General features: G+C 70.4%; 17 protein-coding genes. 10 read left to right on the plus strand and 7 right to left on the minus strand.

All coding sequences use genetic code 11. The features are described 5' to 3' along the window. Positions 1-31: 31 nt before the first annotated feature. The gene (locus FMP39_RS18885; protein ID WP_141591731.1) at positions 32-1,993 is read right to left on the minus strand and encodes a potassium transporter Kup; all 1,962 of its coding nucleotides are present in this window, start codon (positions 1,991-1,993) and stop codon (positions 32-34) included. Between the two features lie 277 nt (positions 1,994-2,270). Between FMP39_RS18885 and FMP39_RS18890 the strand changes: the two genes are divergently transcribed. Continuing rightward, positions 2,271-3,764: an ATP-binding protein gene (locus FMP39_RS18890; RefSeq protein WP_141591732.1), complete on the plus strand. Its 1,494-nt coding sequence runs from the start codon at positions 2,271-2,273 to the stop codon at positions 3,762-3,764. A 31-nt stretch (positions 3,765-3,795) separates the two neighbouring features. Here the strand turns inward: FMP39_RS18890 and FMP39_RS18895 are convergent, their stop codons facing one another. Next, a complete protein-coding gene (locus FMP39_RS18895; RefSeq protein WP_141591733.1) occupies positions 3,796-4,341 on the minus strand; it encodes a hypothetical protein in 546 nt (181 codons plus the stop codon). Positions 4,342-4,623: 282 nt separating this feature from the next. On the opposite strand from FMP39_RS18895, the gene FMP39_RS18900 reads away from it, so the two are divergent. Next, a complete protein-coding gene (locus tag FMP39_RS18900; protein ID WP_228558112.1) occupies positions 4,624-5,553 on the plus strand; it encodes an acyl-CoA desaturase in 930 nt (309 codons plus the stop codon). 20 nt (positions 5,554-5,573) lie between these two features. Here the strand turns inward: FMP39_RS18900 and FMP39_RS18905 are convergent, their stop codons facing one another. Continuing rightward, a complete protein-coding gene (locus FMP39_RS18905; RefSeq protein WP_140860116.1) occupies positions 5,574-6,014 on the minus strand; it encodes a group II truncated hemoglobin in 441 nt (146 codons plus the stop codon). A 163-nt stretch (positions 6,015-6,177) separates the two neighbouring features. On the opposite strand from FMP39_RS18905, the gene FMP39_RS18910 reads away from it, so the two are divergent. Further along, positions 6,178-8,253 (plus strand): ATP-binding protein, encoded by a 2,076-nt coding sequence (locus tag FMP39_RS18910; RefSeq protein ID WP_228558113.1) that lies wholly within the window; start codon positions 6,178-6,180, stop codon positions 8,251-8,253. Here FMP39_RS18910 and FMP39_RS18915 read toward each other — a convergent pair. After that, positions 8,222-9,106 (minus strand): 5'-3' exonuclease H3TH domain-containing protein, encoded by an 885-nt coding sequence (locus tag FMP39_RS18915; RefSeq protein ID WP_141591736.1) that lies wholly within the window; start codon positions 9,104-9,106, stop codon positions 8,222-8,224. The genes FMP39_RS18910 and FMP39_RS18915 overlap by 32 nt on opposite strands. 194 nt (positions 9,107-9,300) lie before the next feature. On the opposite strand from FMP39_RS18915, the gene FMP39_RS18920 reads away from it, so the two are divergent. From FMP39_RS18920 to FMP39_RS18930, 3 genes are read left to right on the plus strand one after another with little or no spacing between them, the layout of a single operon-like run. Next, positions 9,301-9,660 (plus strand): DUF4398 domain-containing protein, encoded by a 360-nt coding sequence (locus FMP39_RS18920; protein WP_141591737.1) that lies wholly within the window; start codon positions 9,301-9,303, stop codon positions 9,658-9,660. A 28-nt stretch (positions 9,661-9,688) separates the two neighbouring features. Next, entirely contained in the window at positions 9,689-10,918 is a 1,230-nt protein-coding gene (locus FMP39_RS18925) for an OmpA family protein (RefSeq protein ID WP_141591738.1), read from the plus strand. A 23-nt stretch (positions 10,919-10,941) separates the two neighbouring features. Further along, positions 10,942-11,532: a GNAT family N-acetyltransferase gene (locus tag FMP39_RS18930; RefSeq protein WP_141591739.1), complete on the plus strand. Its 591-nt coding sequence runs from the start codon at positions 10,942-10,944 to the stop codon at positions 11,530-11,532. Between the two features lie 7 nt (positions 11,533-11,539). Here FMP39_RS18930 and FMP39_RS18935 read toward each other — a convergent pair whose 3' ends face one another. Both FMP39_RS18935 and FMP39_RS18940 read right to left on the minus strand, forming a co-directional pair. Then, complete coding sequence (locus FMP39_RS18935; RefSeq protein WP_141591740.1) at positions 11,540-12,295, minus strand: DUF1338 domain-containing protein; 756 nt, start codon at positions 12,293-12,295, stop codon at positions 11,540-11,542. Positions 12,296-12,710: 415 nt separating this feature from the next. Next, positions 12,711-13,229, minus strand: a complete 519-nt coding sequence (locus FMP39_RS18940; RefSeq protein ID WP_194858462.1) for a hypothetical protein — start codon at positions 13,227-13,229, stop codon at positions 12,711-12,713. A gap of 165 nt (positions 13,230-13,394) precedes the next feature. On the opposite strand from FMP39_RS18940, the gene FMP39_RS18945 reads away from it, so the two are divergent. Continuing rightward, positions 13,395-13,904: a GNAT family N-acetyltransferase gene (locus tag FMP39_RS18945; protein ID WP_141591742.1), complete on the plus strand. Its 510-nt coding sequence runs from the start codon at positions 13,395-13,397 to the stop codon at positions 13,902-13,904. 87 nt (positions 13,905-13,991) lie between these two features. Here the strand turns inward: FMP39_RS18945 and FMP39_RS38460 are convergent, their stop codons facing one another. Then, positions 13,992-15,830, minus strand: a complete 1,839-nt coding sequence (locus FMP39_RS38460) for a collagen-like protein (protein ID WP_255508511.1) — start codon at positions 15,828-15,830, stop codon at positions 13,992-13,994. Between the two features lie 406 nt (positions 15,831-16,236). Here FMP39_RS38460 and FMP39_RS18955 point away from each other — a divergent pair, with 406 nt between their 5' ends. The 3 genes from FMP39_RS18955 (at position 16,237) to FMP39_RS18965 (ending at position 18,693) form a co-directional block, all read left to right on the plus strand. Next, positions 16,237-16,761, plus strand: coding sequence for a tail fiber protein (locus FMP39_RS18955; protein WP_141591744.1), 525 nt, complete (start codon positions 16,237-16,239; stop codon positions 16,759-16,761). 136 nt (positions 16,762-16,897) lie between these two features. After that, the gene (locus FMP39_RS18960; RefSeq protein ID WP_141591745.1) at positions 16,898-18,058 is read left to right on the plus strand and encodes an AI-2E family transporter; all 1,161 of its coding nucleotides are present in this window, start codon (positions 16,898-16,900) and stop codon (positions 18,056-18,058) included. Positions 18,059-18,078: 20 nt separating this feature from the next. Beyond that, complete coding sequence (locus tag FMP39_RS18965; protein WP_141591746.1) at positions 18,079-18,693, plus strand: DedA family protein; 615 nt, start codon at positions 18,079-18,081, stop codon at positions 18,691-18,693. The last annotated feature ends 129 nt before the right edge of the window (positions 18,694-18,822 follow it).

Below are 18,822 nucleotides of genomic sequence, written 5' to 3' on the forward strand. Positions count from 1 at the left end.
CACACCCGCCCCGGCTCAGGCGTTCACGGGGCTACAACTCCACCTGCGCGCCCAGCTCCACCACCCGGTTGGGCGGGATGCGGAAGTACGAGGTGGCGCTGCGCGCGTTGCGGCTCATCCAGGCGAACAGCGCCTCGCGCCACACGGCCATGCCCGGGCGCTTGGTGGGAATCAGCGTCTCCCGTCCCAGGAAGAAGCTGGTGCCCATCAGTTGGAACTGGAGCCCCTTCTCGCGGCAGCGCTTCAGCACGTCGGGGATGCCCGGGTTCTCCATGAAGCCGTAGCGCGCCACCACGCGCACGAAGCCCTGCTCCAGCGGCTCCACCTCCACGCGCTCGCTGTGCGGCACGTGCGGCAGCTCCTCGGAGAGGATGGTCAGCAGCACCACCTGCTCGTGCAGCACCTTGTTGTGCTTGAGGTTGTGCAGCAGCGCGGGCGGGGTGCCTTCCGCGTTGCCCGTCATGAAGATGGCCGTGCCCGGCACCCGCACTGGAGGGTGGTCGCCGAAGCTGCCCAGCAGCTCCTTCAGGGGGATGCTGGCCGCGCGCAGCTTGGCCGCCAGGATGTCGCGCCCGCGCTTCCACGTCGTCATCAGCGTGAAGACGACGACAGCCATCAGCAGTGGGAACCAGCCGCCGTCCGCCACCTTCACCGCGTTGGCGCCGAAGAAGGCCAGCTCCACGGTCAGGAACAGCCCCACCACGGGAATGGCCACCCACCGCCGCACGCCCCACAGCTCCCGGGCCACCACGTAGGCCATCAGGGTGGTGATGACCATGGCCGTGGACACCGCGATGCCGTACGCCGACGCCAGCGCGCTGGAGGAGCGGAAGCCCAGCACCAGCGCCACCACGCCCACCAGCAGCGCCCAGTTCAGACCGGGCAGGTAGATTTGCCCCATTTCCTCCGCCGAGGTGTGCACCACCTCCATGCGCGGGCTGTAGCCCAGCTGCATCGCCTGGCGCGTCAGGGAGAACACCCCCGCGATGAGCGCCTGCGAGGCGATGACGCCCGCCACCGTGGCCAGCGCCACCAGCGGGTACAGCAGCCAGGACGGCGCCAGCAGGAAGAAGGGATTGCGCGCGGCGCTCGCGTCGCGCAGCAGCAGCGCCCCCTGCCCCAGGTAGTTGAGCATCAGCGCTGGCAGCACCATGGAGAACCACGCCAGTTGGATGGGCTTGCGGCCGAAGTGGCCCATGTCCGCGTAGAGGGCCTCACAGCCCGTCACCACCAGGAACACGCCGCCCAGCACCAGGAAGCCATGCAGGTGGTTGTGGCGGAACAGCTCCACCGCATGCCAGGGCGACAGCGCCCCCAGCACCGCCGGGTTGTGGACCAGCTCCTTCACGCCCAGCCCCGCCAGCGTGAGGAACCAGACGCACATGACGGGACCGAAGACAGCGCCGATGTCCGCGGTACCGTGCCGCTGCACCAGGAAGAGCCCCACCAGGATGACCAGGGCGATGGGGATGACGTAGGGGTCGAAAACGGACGTGGCCACATGCAGGCCTTCCACCGCGCTGAGCACGGTGATGGCCGGCGTGATGATGCCGTCTCCATAAAGGAGCGCCGCGCCGAAGATGCCCAGCGTAATCAACACCGGACGCGCCCGGTGGGACGGCTGCGCGCGCTGCCGCTGCATCACCAGCGCCATCATCGCCAGGATGCCGCCTTCGCCCCGGTTGTCCGCCTTCATCACCAGCAGCAGGTACTTCACCGACACGATGATGATGAGCGACCAGAAGATGAGCGACAGCACCCCCAGCACGTTCGCGGGCGTCGGCGGAATCCCATGCGCCCCCGTGAAGCACTCGCGCAACGCGTACAGCGGGCTCGTGCCGATATCGCCGTAGACGATGCCCAAGGCCCCGAGGGCCAGCAGCGCCGAGCGCTTGAAGGTGTCCGGGCCCTTTTTGACGTCTTCGCCGCCCGGCACTCCGGTGGTGGTCGCTTTCACGAAGCCGCGCTTTAGCTGAACCCGGGCCTGGAGCAACCGCCACCGTGTTGCGCACGGAGTATTCCCTTGTGTGCCTGACGCATCCCCGCCTCGGCGTCACAGGGCCCTAGGGCGGGGAGTGCGTCCGGAACGAACACTCCCAGGCCAGGGATGTTCGACATTCGCGACGGCACGGCCGCCCTGCCCGGAGGGACGCTCCTCGCCCCGTTACAGCCATGCTCCCATGCAACACGATGGGTGGGGGGACTCGATGACGATGGTGGCGGCACTTGGTCAGGCAGAAGCCCGGCGGTCCGGAGCACGAGGTCCAGCGATGCTGGAAGCCATCCTCCAGGTCTCCCCCCTGGCCATCCACCTGATGGACCTGGATGGCACGGTGCGGCTGTGGAACCCCGCCGCCGAGCGGCTCTTCGGCTGGAGCCGGGAGGACGTGCTTGGCCACCGCGCCCCCTGGGCCACCGACGCCCGCTGGGAGACGTTCCGCCACCATCAGGAGCAGGCCACGCAGGGCCTGGAGCCGCCCTGTCTGGAGCTGGAGCTCCACCGGCGAGATGGCACGCCCCTCCATGTGGAGCTGTGGGCGGCGCCCATGCCACCGTCCACCACCGGTCCCGCCCAGTGCCTGGGCATGCTGGTGGACATCACCGAGCGGCGCCGGGGCGAGGCCCACCGACGGCTCCTGTCAGAGGCCAGTGAAGTCCTCGGCTCCAGCCTGGAGCAGGACGCGACGCTGGAGCACCTGGTGCGGCTCGCCGTGCCTGCCTGCGCGGATTCCTGCCGCGTGTTCCTCGAGGAGGCCCCGGGCGAGGTGCGATGCGTGGTGGCCGCGGGCCTGGACGCGCGGGAGCCCCTTGATGCGGGTACGCCTCACGTCCCGGACGAAGCGGCGGTGTCGCGAATCATCGCGTCCGGAGAGCCGGCGCTGCACGACGCGGAGCCGCCGTCCTGGCTGGGCGTGCCGCTGACGTGGCCGGGGCGGAAGGGCGCCGCGCTCGTCTTCTCGCGCACCGGACGGACCTTCGACGCGCGGGACATGGCACTGGCGCGGGAGCTGGCGCGCCGGGCGTCACTCGCCCTGGACCACGCGCGCCAGCACCACGAGGCGCGCCAGGCCATCCGCGCGCGCGAGGAGTTCCTGGCCATCGCCAGCCATGAGCTGAAGTCCCCCCTCAGCGCGCTCCAGCTCCAGGTGCAGAGCCTGCGCACCGCGATGGAGCGCTCACCGGACGCCGTCCCCTGGGAACGGCTGCACCGGGGGCTGGACCTGGTGGGCCGGCAGGCGAAGCGTCAGGCGAAGCTCATCGACGCGCTGCTGGACGTGTCGCGCATCCACGCCGGACGGCTGGAGCTGAACCCGGAGCCGGTGGACCTGGGCGCCCTGGTCCGCGAAGTGACGGAGCGCTTCGAACCGGAGCTGGCGGGCGCGGGCACGCACCTGACGTTGACGCTGCCGTTGGAGGCCCGCGGCCACTGGGACCGGCTGCGGCTGGACCAGGTGCTCACCAACCTGGTGTCCAACGCCATGAAGTACGGGCGGGGCAACCCCGTCCAGGTGGCGCTGTCCAGCACCGAGACCCACGTGCGCCTGGACGTGCGCGACGCGGGCATCGGCATCCCGCCGGAGCACCTGCCCCGCCTCTTCCACCGCTTCGAGCGCGCCGTGTCCGGCAGGGACTACAGCGGCGTCGGCCTGGGGCTGTGGATTGTCCGCGAGGTGGTGGAGGCCATGGGTGGCCACGTCACCGTGAGCAGCGAGCTGGGCGTGGGCTCCACCTTCACCGTGGTGCTGCCGCGTGCGCGCGGGTGAGGACGCCGGGGCCCACCCGCGCGCGCGTCCCTCACAGCGCGAGGAACAGGATGGCGGCCTTCTCCTCGGGGCTCGCCGCGAGGAACTCGTCCGGCAGCCAGATTTCCGAGTCGGGCGTCATGGCCCGGTCGCAGCTGCGCCGGCCCGTGTAGAAGCGGTTCGTGTTCGCCGCCTTCAGCCGGTAGGTGCAGTCGCGGACGTAGATGGTCAGCTCGCTGGGGCTCAGCTTCAGGTTGACGGGGCGTCCGCCAAATCCGCCCTTCGCCACGATGGCGTCCCCCTCCTTCGTCACCGTCAGGTTCACCGGCGCGCCGCCGACGGCACCCTCCACCGCCCCGTCCTTCAGCGTCAGGGCGAAGTTGCCCTTCAGCCCGCGGCCCTTCAGCATCCCGGGTGAGCGGGCCACCTGGAAGTCCGCCCCCGTCACCGCCTCTGGCGTCATCTCCAGGTTGAACGACTGGTAGGCAATCTTCATGTTGATGGCGTCCTGCTTCCGTTCGGCCATCGCTACGCCCGCCCCCAGCACCACCCCCAACACCAGCACGCTCCGGCGGAGCGGCATCAGCATGCGCTTCATGTGGAGACCTCCTCGTACGGTTTCATCCCCGGCTGAGTAACGACAGTGTGGACACCGGATACCGGCCCGTCATGCGCCTTGGGGTAACCCCCGGGAATTGCTTTCGGCGCGGTGGGCATCCCGCCAGGGAGGGGCCGGCGGGAGTCCACCGCCCACGCTGTGGGCACGCACCGTGAACGGCGTTGACACCCAGGCCCACCCCGCGCGCGCAACCCCGCGGAAACAGGCTCGTCCTCCGGTGGCAGGCCCCTTGCGATGGCGCCCCTCCGAAAGGAGCGGGCCATGGCGGAGACGGGCAACACGCGGTGGGGAACGGCGAGGCTGGACGGAGGCAAGGTGCTGCGCTGGAGCCTCCTGCACGCGGGAGCGCTGGTGGGGGGCACCTGTTTCTTCTCGTGGAGCGCGGTGGCGGTGTTCGCCGGGATGACCGCGGTGACGATGTGCCTGGGCGTGTCGGTGGGCCTGCACCGGGGACTCATCCACCGGGCCTTTCGTGCCTCGGCGCCCGTGGAGCGCGCGTTGGCGCTGCTCGGCACCCTGGCCGGATTGGGCGGCCCCATCGCGATGAGCCGCATGCATGACCTGCGCGACTTCCACCAGAACCAGCCGGAAGCGGACTGTCCCCCTTACTTCGGCTACCGCGAGGGCTTCACGCGCGCCATGGCCTACGCCCTCTTCCACACCTGGCACCCGCGAAGCGGCGCCGCGGACGTGCCAGCGGCGCCCCATGTCACGCAGGACGCGTTCTTCCGCGGGCTGGAGCGCGCGGGCCTGTGGCTCCAGGTGCCGCTCGCCCTGGCCTTGTACGCACTGGGCGGGGCGCCCTGGGTGGCGTGGGGCATCCTGGTGCGGCTGGCGCTCACCCAGGACGGCTTCTGGTGCGTCCATTACGTGAGCCATGTGGAGGGCGAGCAGCCCTACGAACTGCCAGGCTGCGCCGAACAGGGACGCAACGCCGGCTGGCTGGCGCTGCTGAGCATGGGCGAGTCGTGGCACAACACCCACCACGTCTACCCGGCCTCGGCGCAGATGGGGCTCGGGTGGCGGCAGCCGGACCCGGGCTGGTGGGCCGTGCGCGCACTGGCCGCGCTGCGGCTGGTGCATGACGTGAAGTCGCTGGCCCACCTGCCGCCGCGTCCGGGCGCACGCCCGCGCCGCCCGGAGCCTCGTCGAACCCGGCGCCTCTGCGTGCTCGCCCTACGCCGAGCCTGACGCTCCGATGTGGGCGTGCTTCACTCCTCGACGTTGCGCAGGAAGTCCGCCACGTGGGCGAAGCGCGCATCGAGGAAGCGGCGCAGGCCCCCGGTGATGCCTCGCGCATCCATGGCCCGTTGCATGGAGCGCACCCACGCATCACGCATGGCGACGCCGATGGACAGGTGGCCATGACGCATGCGCAGTCGGGGGTGGCCGTGACGCTCCGTGTAGTCCTGCGGCCCGCCCAGCCATCCCGCGAGGAACAAGCCGAACCGCTCACGCGTGCCGCGGTTCACCCGGCCCTCGGCGTCCAGCTCGTGCAGGCGCGCCAGCTCCGGCTCGTGGGCGTCCATGGCGTCGTAGAAAGCCTCGGCCAGGGCCATGGCCGCGTCGGTGCCACCCAGCCGGTGGTACGGCAGGTCGTCCGGGCTCGGGACCCAGTCGTCTTCGGTGGGCATCTTCAGTTGTACGGACATGCTTTCTTTCTACCGCTGGAAGCGCCCAGGTTCATGGAGACTCGTCATTCCCCTCGAAACGCCCGGCTGACCTCCGGCGGACAGAGAGGCAGGCGGTCCATGGGCCGCTCACCCTGGAAGATTTGACCTGGGTGAGAGGCGGTTGCTAGAGCCACGGCCACCCGTGCCCATTTCCCCCCGCGTCGCACCGTCCCCTCCCGTGGCCTGGGTGCTCGACGACAGTCCGGTAGAGACCCAGGCCATCTGCAGCGCGCTGGAGCCCTACTGCAGAGTCACCGGGTTCTTGGACGGGGCCTCGCTGCTGGAGTCCCTGACGCAGGGGCCCGTGCCCGAGGTGCTCGTGCTGGACTGGCACCTGCCCGGCATGTCGGGCCTGGAAGTTTGCCGCTTCGTCCGGAGCAATCCCGCCACCGAGCACGTCCCCGTCCTGCTCATCACCGGGAACACGCGCGCGGAGGACGTGGTGGAGGGCCTGTCCGCGGGGGCCAACGACTACGTCTTCAAGCCCTTCCGCCCGGTGGAGTTCGCCGCGCGCGTCCAGGCCCTGGCGCAGTGGGAGCGCACGCGACGCAAGACGTTGGAGGATGAGCGGGCGCGACGCCGGCGGCTGGAAGGCACGCTGACGGAGGTCCAGGCCGCCGAGGAGCGCGCCTGGCGCAGCGAGCTGCGCTTCCGGCTGGCGGCGCGCGCCACGCGGGACGCGGTGTGGGAGTGGGACCCGCGCACGGGCCTCATGGATTGGACGAGCGGACTGCACGAAGTCTTCGGCTACGCCCCCGGCACCATCCAGGACGAGCATCGCTGGTGGGAGGAACGGCTGCACCCGGACGACCGCGCGCGCGTCGTCGCCAGCCGGAAGGCCACCGTGGAGGGCCCCGAGCACGAGTGGCAGGACACCTACCGTTTCCAGCGTGGAGACGGCTCCTGGGCCTACGTGGCGGACCGCTGCCACATCATCCGCGACGCGCAGGACAAGGCGACGCAGGTGGTGGGCGCCATGCAGGACGTCACCGAGCGCCACGAGGCCGAGGCCGCCCGGGCCCGGCTGCTGGAGCTGGAGCGCGGCGCCCGGGAGGAATCGGACCGGCAGCGCGCCATGCTGGCCACGCTGTTCGAACAGGTGCCCGCGCTGCTCGGCGTGCTGAGCGTGCCGGACCAGCGCTGCGTGGTGGCCAACGCGCGGCTGAGGCAGCGCTTCGGTCAGCGGCAGTTGGTGGGCCGCACGCTCCGCGAGGCCCTGCCGGAGCTGGAGGACCAGAACGTCCTCGAGCTGCTGGACACCGTCTTCGCCACTGGTGAGCCCTTCAGCGCGCGGGAGCTGCCCGTACGCATCGCCCAGGTGCCCGGCGCCCTTCCGCCGGAAGGCTACTTCGACTTCATGTACCAGCCGATGCGGGACGCCAGCGGACGGCTGACGGCCGTCATCCTGTTCGCGGTGGAAGTCACGGACTCCGTCCTGGCGCGGAACAAGGAGTCAGAGCTGGCGCAGCAGATGAAGGCCCGCGCGGACTTCGAGCGGCAGCTCATCGGCATCGTCAGCCACGACCTGCGCAACCCGCTGGGAGCCATCACCCTGGCGGTGTCCATGATGCTCCAGCGCGGACCGCTGGATGAACGGCAGGAGCGTCAGGCGCAGCGCATCCGGAGCTCGGCGGACCGCGCGACGCGGATGATTCGCGACCTGCTCGACTTCACCCGTGCGCGTCAGGGGACGGGGCTTCCGGTGTACCCGCAGCCCATGGACCTGCACGAAGTCGCTCGCACGGTGCTGGACGAGGTGCACGCCGGCTGGCCCGACCGTCACCTGGAGACGGAGCGCACCGGAAATGGCGTGGGCACGTGGGACCCGGACCGGCTTGCGCAGCTCATTGGCAACCTGGTGGGCAACGCCTTGCAGTACAGCCCGCCCGGCACGCCCGTGCGGGTGACGTCCCGAGGCGATGACGACGGCGTCGTGCTGGAGGTCCACAATCTGGGCCCGGCGATTCCCCTGGAGCGGCAGCCGCGCATCTTCGAGCCGCTGGAGCGCGCCACGGTGCGCCCGGAGGACCAGGGCCGGCGCAGCATCGGCCTGGGGCTCTACATCGTGCGCAGCATCGTCCTGGCCCACGGCGGCACGGTGGAGGCCCGCTCCCAGGAGGAGACGGGCACCACCTTCACCGTGCGGCTGCCACGCCATGCGCCCACGGCGCTACCCGTGCACGAGCTCACGGCGCCCAACGCTTGGGACGGCGCTTGAGCGTCGTCAGGCCCAGCCGGTCACAGAACGCTTCGTACACGGCGGCCGGCACGCCCTTCCACGCCAGGTCCTCCAGTGACGACGTGCCCGGCAGCGGCGCGTCCGTCACCAGCGTGGCCAGCCGGCGGTAGAGCAGCGCGGCGTCACGGTGCTCGCGCAGCGTCGCGGCCAGCTTCTCCGCGCCCCGGGGACGAACCTTCCACTCGGACGCCTCCGCGGGGATGTCCTCCAGGTGGCCATGCGCGCTCAGCAATGCCGACGCGCCCTTCTCCCCGAAGCCCGGCAGTCCGGGGATGCCATCCGCCGCGTCGCCCATCAGCGCCAGCAGGTCCGGCACGCTCGCGGGGGGCACGCCCAGCTTCGCGCGCACCGCCTCCTCGTCGAGCACCTTCTCCTGCCGCCGGTCCACCTGCACCACGCGGCTGCCACGCACGCACTGGCCCAAGTCCTTGTCGGGCGTGAGCAGCCGCACCTGCTCCACCGTGTCCGCCCAGCGCGCCGCGGCGGTGGCCAGCGCGTCATCCGCCTCCTGCTCCTTCATGGACCACGCGGTGACGCCCAGCGCGCGCACGGACTCCTCCGCCAGGTCGAACTGCGCGTGCAGCTCCGGCGGCACGCCCTCGTCGCTCTTGTAGCCGTCGAACAGCGCGTTACGGAACGAGCGGATGGGGTTATCGAACGCCACCGCCACGTGCGTCACCGCCTCGTCCGCGTCGTGCAGCAGCGCGAGCAGCGAGGACATCAGCCCCACCGTGGCCTTCACGTCCTGTCCATCCGGCGCGGCATGGCCCGGACGGGGTGAGAAGTGGGCGCGGTAGAGCTCGTAGGTGCCGTCGACCAGGTGCAGGCGCATGTCGCCCTCTCTACCCCCGGTGGCGCACGCCGGCCAGTGCCCCGGTGCGCCCGGAAGGCGCCTGCAAGGCTGCCCGCCCGCCCTTCGGCCAACCCTGCCACGGTCGGATTGCCGGCCTGTCTCCGCGGCCCCACCTCTACGTCTGGGCGCGCCATGACGCGTGTCCACGTCCTCGAGCGGCAGGAGGTGAAACCATGCGCCTGAAGCTGGCGGCGGTGCTGCTGGGCCTGACGATGGTGGGATGCGCCGGGCGGCAGGTGCTTCCCGCGCCGAACGAGCACCGGGTGCAGGCGGAAGCCTCGCTGCGCGCAGCGGAAGGCGCTGGCGCCGCCCGAGTCCCGGAAGCGGCCCTACACCTGGAGTTCGCCCGGCAGCAGATTGCCGACGCGGAGCGGCTGTGGGTGGAAGGCGAACAGGAAGCCGCGGAGCTGCGCTTCATGCAGGCCGAGGCGGACGCGGAGCTGGCGCAGGCGCTGGCCCGGGCCGTCCCGCTGGAGCGCGAGTCGCGACGCACGGCCGCCCAGGCGGAGTCCCTGCGCCGCGGCCAGCCGTGAGCAGCCAACCTCGACAGGAGAGAGCGACATGCTGAAGCGTGGATGGAAGGCCCTCGCTGGCGTCACGGCGCTGGCCGCCGTGGGGTGCGCACACGCACCGCCGCCACAGGAACTCCTCAACGCGCGCGCGGCCTACCAGGAGGTCTCCACCAGCCCCCAGGGCCGAGAGCGTCCTCGAGACGTCGCGGCGGCGCGAGATGCGCTGCTGGAAGCCGAGCGGGAGTACGACCGCAGCCAGGACTCTCCTCGCACCCGCTCGCTGTCCTACGTGGCGTTGCGCAAGTCCGAGACGGCGGGGGTACGTGGCACCGCGGACCTGGCGGCGCGGCGTCAGGCGGAGGCCCAGGCCACGCTCCAGCAAGCGCAGGCGCGGCAGTGGCAGCGCTCGCAGGCGGAGCTGGATGCGGCCCGGCAGCAGCTCGCCCAGGCCGAGCGTGAACGGCTGCAAGCCCTCCAGCAACAGCAACAGGCCCGGCAGCACGCCGTGACGCAGCAGCAGGAAGCCGAGCGCATGCGGATGGATGCCCAGCGGCGCCAGCACGAGGCGGAACAGCTGCGGCGGCTGGCCCAGCAGCAGGAGGCGGAGTCGCGGCGGCTGGCGGAGAAGACCACGCGACTTCAGGAAGAAGAGCAGCGCCGGGCGCGGGCCGAGTCCGAATCCCGGCGCCTGGCCCAGGAGAACCACGAACTGCTCCAGCGCTCGGCGGAGCTGGAAGCGGAACAGGAGGCACGGCGCCAGGTGGAGCGGGAACTGGAACGCGAGCGACAGGCGAGGCTCGACGCGGAACGGCGCGCCACGGAGGCGCTGACGCAGTTGGAGTCGACGGCGCGCGACGTGAAGGTCCGCGAGGAGGCGCGAGGCCTGGTGCTGACCATGTCAGGGCAGGTGCTGTTCGCGTCGAACGCCGTGGACCTGCTCCCGACGGCGCGTGAGCAGCTGACGGAGGTGGCCAACGCGCTCAAGGTGTCCGACAGTCCCATGGTCATCGAAGGCCATACGGATTCGATGGGCTCGGACGCGATGAACGAAGCCCTGTCCTACCGGCGGGCGGAGCACGTGCGGGAGTTCCTCATCAGCCAGGGCGTGAGTCGCGGCCGCATCCAGGTGCGCGGCCTGGGCGAGTACCGCCCCATCGCCAACAACTCCACCCCAGAGGGCCGCGCCAACAACCGGCGCGTTGAAATCATCCTCCCGCGCGGAGGAGAGGAGGCCACTGGCGGCAGCGGCGCTGAGCCCCCGACGACGCCTCGGCGCTGAAATCCCACGGACGCCGGAGTTGAATGCCCGCCATGGGCCCAGGCGCAGTTTCCAATCTGCTGAGCACCGAACGCCTGCATCTGGTGCAGCTCCCACCGGATGCGGCGTGGCGGGTGCTCGCGTACCACGAGGCGAACCGGGAGCACGTTTCCACCGTGTCACCGGCACGGCCGGCCAACTTCTTCTCGGTGACGTACTGGCGCACGCGGCTGGCGCAGGACCGCGAGGACTTCCGGCTCGACCTGTCGCTGCGCGTGTTCCTGCTGCCGCGAAACCAGCCCATCCAGCTGTCGCCCATCATCGGCAACGCCTCACTCACGAACATCCGCCGCGGCCCGTTGCAGTCCGCGGACCTGGGCTACGGCCTGGACCACCGCTACGAAGGCCAGGGCCTGATGACGGAGGCCCTGCGCGCGCTGTGTGACTACGCCTTCAACGTCATGGGCCTGCACCGGCTCCAGGCCAACCACCTGCCGGAGAACCTGCGCAGCGCCGCGGTGCTGAAGCGCCTGGGCTTCCAGGTGGAGGGCATCGCGCGGGAGCTCCTGCTCATCGACGGCCAGTGGCGCGACCACGTCCGCAACGCGCTGATTGCCCCTGGCCGGCGGGGATGACCCGGGGCTATTCGCCGCGCTTCGTCATGTCGAAGAGCGCCCGGGCCTGGGAGCCCAGGAAGCCGTCGAAGTCCGGCGTGCGCTGGGCAATCTCGAAGTAGGCGTAGGGCCAGGAGCGCGAGCCACCGCCCTTGAGCGGCACCGGCAGCGGCGCGGCCTGCGTGGCCGTCTGCCGCAGCGACGTCCCGGGCGCGCCCTCGATGTCGGCCTTCATCGGCACCCCGGCCTCGCGCATGCGTCGCTGCCACGCCTCCACGTCGTCCACCGAGCCGGTGAAGTGGTTCACCTTGCGGCCGAAGGCGAGCAGCCAGGCGCCATACTGGGACTCCTTCTCCAGCTCCAGCAGCGCGGCCTCGTCGGGAGGGGGTGGCGGGCCGAACCACGCGGCCAGTGCGTCCACGTCCTCGGGAGGTGCGGGGTCCTCGGGCAGCCGGGCGAGCAGCTCGCGAGCGCGCGGGGACAGCTCCTCCTGCTTCAGCTCGGAGATGAAGATGCGGGGCAGCCCCGCCGGATGTAACAAATAGATGGCGGACAGGTGCGCATCCGGAAAGGTGTACGCGCCCGCGGCCTTCCAGCCGAGCCGGACGAAGGGCTGCGAGAAGAGCGCGATGCCACCACCGGGCCGGGCCAGCGAGCGGAGCGCGACGTGGTCATTGCGGAAGCGGCCCCCGGAGAGCTGCACGAAGGTGCGCGCATAGGGCACCTCCGCGGCGTAGCGCTCCCACAGCAGGTCCAGGAGACGGTGGGCGGAGTCGGTGGTCATGGCGCGCGAATCTAGCGCCACCACCCGCCGACAGCCGCCGTGGCGGCCCGGGCCACCGTCCCGCGGAAAAAAGAGCGGCGGCGCGCGGCCCCGGGTCCTTGGAGGGGACTTCAGCCAGAGACGCGCGCCGCCGAGCAGCGAAGCTGCTGAAGACTCGCCTTGGAGTTTCGAGTCTTCACACCGAGGGTATGGTATGCATTGACTTCTTCCCCGCCACTCCACCCGCCACCCGGAAGCGAGCGCCGGAATAGGGTGTGGCGAAGGAAAATGCCAGGACGCCGCAAGCCGCCTCACCAACGCAGCGTTGAGCTAGCTTGAAGTCCTGCTAATCCAAACTTTGTAGCCGCAACATTCCGCCTGAGATGCGTGAAAGACGGCTCACATCATTTGAATGAGAGAATTTGAGAACTGAGAGTCAGTGCAGGTGCTCGGGAAGCATGGGCAGTCCGTGGAAGAAGCGGCGCCCGCTCTCGAAGCGGCGGTGGAAGCAGATGCGGTCATCCAGGTAGAGGCGGGCCATCTCCTCCTCGCCATAGGCCGTGAAGAAGGTGGCGCGGGCCTCGTCGCAAGCGGCCTCATACGCCGCGCGCAGGGCCTCCCAGTCCTCGGGTGGAGTCTCCTCCCCACTGAGCCAGACGCCCTGCTCCACGCCGTACTCCCGCTCCATCAGCTCCAGCTCCAGCGCCAGGCGGCACACGCGGGGTTCGTCACCAATCGCCTCGTCCGCCATGGAGGTGAGGATGTGGGCCACCAGGAAGAAGCCCGCATCGGGAGGCACCACCCCTTCTTCACGCGCGGCGCGGAAGGCCACCAGCAGCTGCGCATCCATCGCGTCGTCCCCCAATTCGAGCAACAGGGTGGCGAGGCCCCGCCACCGCGCCTCCATGTCCCCCACTTCCTGGAGGTTCAGTGCCTCGTCTCGCGTCTTCTTCATCGTGTGGCTCCTTCGGGAACTGCTCCCGAAAATCTCATCCGGGTCTGACGTCCAACCACGATTGCGAGGACGTCCGGATTTACCGTTGCTTGCATCCACCGTTGAGCGGATGACGGAGCACCGCGGTGGCCGTCCGCTGATGGACGCGTCGTCGCCCGTCGAGCCATGCTGCTCGCCACCGTGTCCATCGACCTGCGCGCCGCGACGGCTGCGGACGACCCCTTCCTCTTCGCGCTGTACGCCAGCACCCGGGAGTCCGAGCTCGCCGCCTGGGGTTGGGCGCCCGCACAGCGCGACGCCTTCCTCCGCATGCAGTGGGTGGCGCAGTCGCACGACTGGGCCGCCCGCCATCCTCACGCCGACCACCAGGTGGTGTGTCTCCAAGGCCAACCCGTGGGGCGCCTGCTGGTCGCGAAGGACGCGGCGGCGTGGCGGGTGGTGGACATCGCCTTGTTGCCCGCGCACCAGGGAAGCGGCGTGGGGACCCGACTGCTGACCCAGGTGCGGGACGAGGCCGGGAAAGCAGGCGTCCCCCTCCGGCTGCGAGTGCTACGAACCAACCCCGCGCGCAGGCTGTACGAGCGCCTGGGCTTCGAGGTGGACGCCGAGCCTCCCGAGGAGGCCGCCGCCCCTTACGTCGCCATGACGTGGAACCCCGCGCCACGTCAGGACTGATGCACAGCGGAACCATGCTCCGGAAACACGAACGGCCCGCGAGCTGATTGCCCGCGAGCCGCCCGCATCCCCCCAAACCGCCAGGACCTACAGGAACACGTTCTCCGGCGTGGGCGTGACAGTCCGGAGGTCATATCCGGCGGCTCCCGCCTCGGACGGCTGAGGCGCGGTCAGCGTCCCGCCACCACCCGAGCCACCATTTCCACCGCACGCGCCGCCCCCACCGCCCGCGGAGATGGCCTGGCTTGCGCCCGTGGGATTCGCGGTGGCGCCCGCGGCACCCGCACTCACGAGAATGCCGCCTGTCACGCTGGGCGTCGTGGTGGAGAGGAGCTGGACGATGCCGCCGCCGCCGCCGCCGCCGCCGCCCTTGCCCGCGCCCCCAGCGTTGTTGCCAGCGCCACCATTGGCCCCCACCGCTCGGACGAATCCCCCCACGGTGATGGAGCCCTTGCCCACGAGGACGATGGCGCCCCCCGCGCCACCGCCCGAGCCGGGCAGGTTGGAGGCGGTTCCACCAGACTCACCATTGGCATTGATGGCGCCCCCCGGGGGAATGCGGATCGCTCCCTGCGCGAGAATGACCAGGGAGCCGCCACCCCTGCCACCGGCCACACCGGCCTGCTTGGCACCCGCGCCGCCGCCCAGGCCGCCGGGTCGCAGGAGTTGCGCGGCCTGGAGCGGCAACAGCCCACGCCCGCCCTGGGGCTCGCCTGCGGCCGCACGCGCCACGCCTGCCTCCGCGGGCCCGGTTCCGTTGTCCTCGGCACTGGGGTCCACGATGATCGTACCGTTGATGGTGACGTCGCCGGTGGCCCGGATGACCGTTCCACTCGGGACAATCAGCGTGCCGGAGACGGTGACGTTCGTGAACTGCAGGTGCTGCCGGCCGGCCAACGTGCCGTAGCCAGTGGCCGTGGTCAGATCCACGGTGTTGCCGCTGGGGACGTTGTACGCCCCAGCCGACCCGTCACCGTAGGCGCCCAGCGAGCCCATGGGCCCCTGCGGACCTTGGGGGCCCTGCGGACCAACCGGTCCCGAAGGGCCCTGCGCCCCTGCAGGTCCCGTCGCGCCCGCGGGACCTTGACCGCCCTGCGGTCCCGCCGGCCCGTTGCACACGAAGCGGGTGAGCGCGACATTCTCCTCGCCCGCATCCAGCGTTCCATTGCGGTTGGCGTCAACGCCCATCTCCAGCCGCACGCCACCAGTGGCGCAGTTGCCGGACGCCGGCTCCACGGTGGTCCGCGTCACCGTGCCCAAACCGACATCACCCTGGGGGCCCGTGACACCCGCTGGGCCCACCGGGCCCTCAGGTCCTGCGGAGCCCTGCGGTCCCGCAGGCCCGGCAGGTCCCACCGCGCCAGCGGGCCCCTCCGGTCCCCGGTCACCCTGCAGGCCCGTCTCACCTTGAAGACCGGTTGGCCCCTGCACGCCCTGCTCACCCCGGAGGCCCTGCGGGCCCATGGCGCCCTGCGGCCCCTCGGGTCCCATGAGCCCCTGAGCCCCGTTGCACACGTAACGGGTCAGCGAGGTGTCGACCTCCTCATCCTCCAGCTGACCGTTCCGGTTGAGGTCGATGCCCGTCTCCACCACCACACCCGCCTGGGCGCAGTTCTCACCGGAGGGTTCGGAGTCGGTCCGGACCAGCGCCGTCAGCCCCGGAGGTCCTTCCGGCCCGCCTGCCGAGCCCGGAGGACCTTGCGGCCCCTGTGGGCCCGTAGCGCCAGGCGCACCTGGCTCGCCCTGAGGACCAGCGGGCCCCTCGGCGCCCGGCGCTCCCGGAGGGCCTTCTGCGCCCGCGGGCCCTTGCGGCCCCTGCGGTCCTGGCGTGCCTTCCTCACACGCCGACAGCACCAGCAGTGCCGTCAACGGAAGCGCCTGAAACCATTTCTGATACAGCGGGCGTCGCCAGTTCTCTTGCGTCATCTGCCGGCCTCCTCGTCGTGAAACGTCACGCCGCGGGCCTCTGAGCAAGCCGCACGCCACGCCAAGAAGACCGGGGCGACCCCAAGCAGTTCGGCGGTAACCGGGCAGATTCTCTCGTGGGAGAGAACCCATGAGACGTTGCTGCGGCGTCCGGGTCAGACGCACCCGCGTTTCATCGGCACGCGGATCCGCCGCGGCGTCTGGGCCGGACGCATGCGCGTCTGTATCGGACGCACGAGCGCGCGTGACACAGCGAGACATGGAGGCACCACGTCTCACGTTTCATTGCATGCCGCCGTCACCCGCACATGAAACACGCGCGATTTCAGCGCTGGCCGGAGCTTTGCTCAGGGAGGAAGCGCAGCAGGCGCAGTCGGGCAGTTCTCTCCTCGAAAGGTAGACGCACGTGTCAGAGCCCTTCATCGGTCAGATCATGATGTTCGCAGGCAACTTCGCTCCGCGGGGCTGGGCATTCTGCCAAGGGCAGCTTCTCTCCATCGCCCAGAACTCGGCGCTCTTCTCCATTCTTGGCACGACCTATGGAGGCAATGGGCAGACGACGTTTGCCCTACCGGACCTGCGTGGCCGCTATCCCATGCAGCCGGGCCAGGGCCCCGGCATGTCCCCCCGCACGCTGGGCGAACAGGGTGGAACCGAAACCGTGACGCTGCTTTCGACGCAGATGCCGGAGCACAATCACACCCTGAATGTGAGCAGTCAGCACGGCGATACGGAAACGCCCATTGGCACCGTGCTCGCGGCGGACTCCACGGCGACCGTGCTCAACTACCGGGCTGCCCCCATCGACGGGACCATGAACCCCGCGGCCATCGGCGTCGCGGGTGGAACCCAGCCGCACAACAACATGTCGCCCTTCTTGTGCATCAACTTCATCATCGCGCTGGAAGGCATCTACCCGTCGCGCAACTGACGCACCGTGAGTCCCCAGGGCTCAGCGCCTCGCGCCATTCACGCGTGCGAGGCGCAGTGGGGCCACGCGGACAGCCGCCGCGAATCCGTCCCCACGAGCCACCCCTTCCAGGTCCTCAAAGACCCTGAACTGCGGGGTGGGTAGCCCGTTCCCGGCAGGGTGGGCACGTCGGGGGCAGCGTTACGGCACGGGAGCGTGGGCGGTGGTGGCGGAGCGAGACGGCGGGGGGCAACGCTCGCAAGTCACACCGACGACGGTGTTCACCGTCTGCGCCTCCGTGCTCGCGGTGGTCGTACTCGTCACCTTCGTGGCGAAGACGCGGGTGGCACTGACACTGACGGGCATCGCCACCATCCTGGCGCTCGCGTTGGAACATGGCGTCGCGCGACTGGAGCGCGGCAGGATGCCTCGACTAGCCGCCATCGCCCTGGTGATGACGGCGTTGCTGGTCGTCGTCGCCGCCCTCGCGCTGCTCGTGGTTCCGGCCGCAGCGGACCAGTTGGATGCCCTGGTTCGCCAGTGGCCGCAGTTGATGGCGGAACTGCGGAGCTCTCGGCTCATCCAGGTGCTCAGCGAGCGGTTGCAGGCGCTCGGCTGGGCGCGGCGGTTGGAGGAAGCAACGCCCCGGCTCGCTACGGGCGCCCTGCCGACGCTGCTCATCCGAGCCATCGGAGGCGTGGTGGGGATGGTCATCTCGGCGCTCACTGTCTTCTTCCTCGTCGTGTTCATGCTGACATTCGGAGGAGACCTGATTCGCAGGGGGCTGGCCCTGGTCGGCCCCGAGCACCGGATGCGATACGTCCGGGTCCTCCACAACGTCTACAGCGCGACGGGCGGCTACCTGTCCGGGCTGGTGCTCATCTGCACCATCAACGCCACCCTGACCACGGTGACGCTGGCGCTCCTGGGCTTGCCGTACTTCCTGCCTCTGGGCATCGCCAGTGGCTTCTCCAGCCTGGTCCCTTATGTGGGGCCGCTCATCGCTGGGGGCGTCATCACCTTGCTGACGTGGGCCACGCAGGGCATCTGGGCGGCAGCGGTCGCGCTCGCCTACTTCCTGCTGTACGGGCCCCTCGAGGGCAACGTGCTGGCCCCACTCGTCTTCCGACGTACGGTCCACGTCAATCCGCTGCTCGTCCTCCTGGCAGTCCTGTTCTGCGCGGAGCTGGCCGGCATCGTGGGCGCGGTGGTGGCGGTGCCCGTGGCCGCGACCCTTCAAATCATCGCCCGGGAGGTCCTCCTCTTCCGGCAGGAGCGCAGGGCGGCGCGCACCATCCACCCCGCGGAACCTGAATGACGCCCTGAAAGGGGGACACGATGGCCGCGGGTCCACTCCCATGGCTGCTGACCCATGGCACAGCGGCCCTGCTCTTCGCCGCCCTGGTCGCCGGAGGCATGGGGGTGCCCATTCCAGAGGACCTGGTGCTGTTGTCGCTAGGCATCCTCGCGCACCGGGACGTCCTGCCCATCGCCCTGGCGGTCGCGGTCGCGGTGGCCGGAGTGCTCTGCGGCGACACGGCCCTCTTCATTACCGCCCAAAGGTTGGGGCCCGCGCTGTACGCGCATCCACGGATGAAGAAGCTCCTGCCGCCGGAACGCCGTGAGCGATTGGCCCAGCTTTACGCGCGCCACGGCGGGCGCTGCATCTTCGTGGGGCGCTTTCTCTCGGTGCTGCGCGGGGCGGTGTTCATCATGGCCGCGGTGCATGGCATGCGGCTGCGCGACTTCCTGCTGTGGGACGGATTGGCGCTATGCCTCAGCGCCCCGGTGGTGGTGGCACTGGGGTACGCCTTCTCGCACAGCGTGGACGCGGTGGCGAAAGGGGCGGCGCGAGCCGAGCACCTGCTGGTGCTGGCCACGACGGCGGCCTTGCTGACGGTGGGGGGCGTGCGCCGGCTGCGCACGCGACGCCAGGCCCAGCGCCCGCGGTGACGCGCGGAAACCCCACGCGCCCCAAAACGGAAAACCCCCGGTGTCCACGAGGGACACCGGGGGTTTCTCAAAAAGAATCCGGCAGCGACCTACTCTCCCGCGCGGTTTCCCGCGAAGTACCATCGGCTC

This window comes from Myxococcus sp. AB056 (genome assembly GCF_006547365.1).
Classification (GTDB): Bacteria; Myxococcota; Myxococcia; order Myxococcales; family Myxococcaceae; genus Myxococcus; species Myxococcus virescens.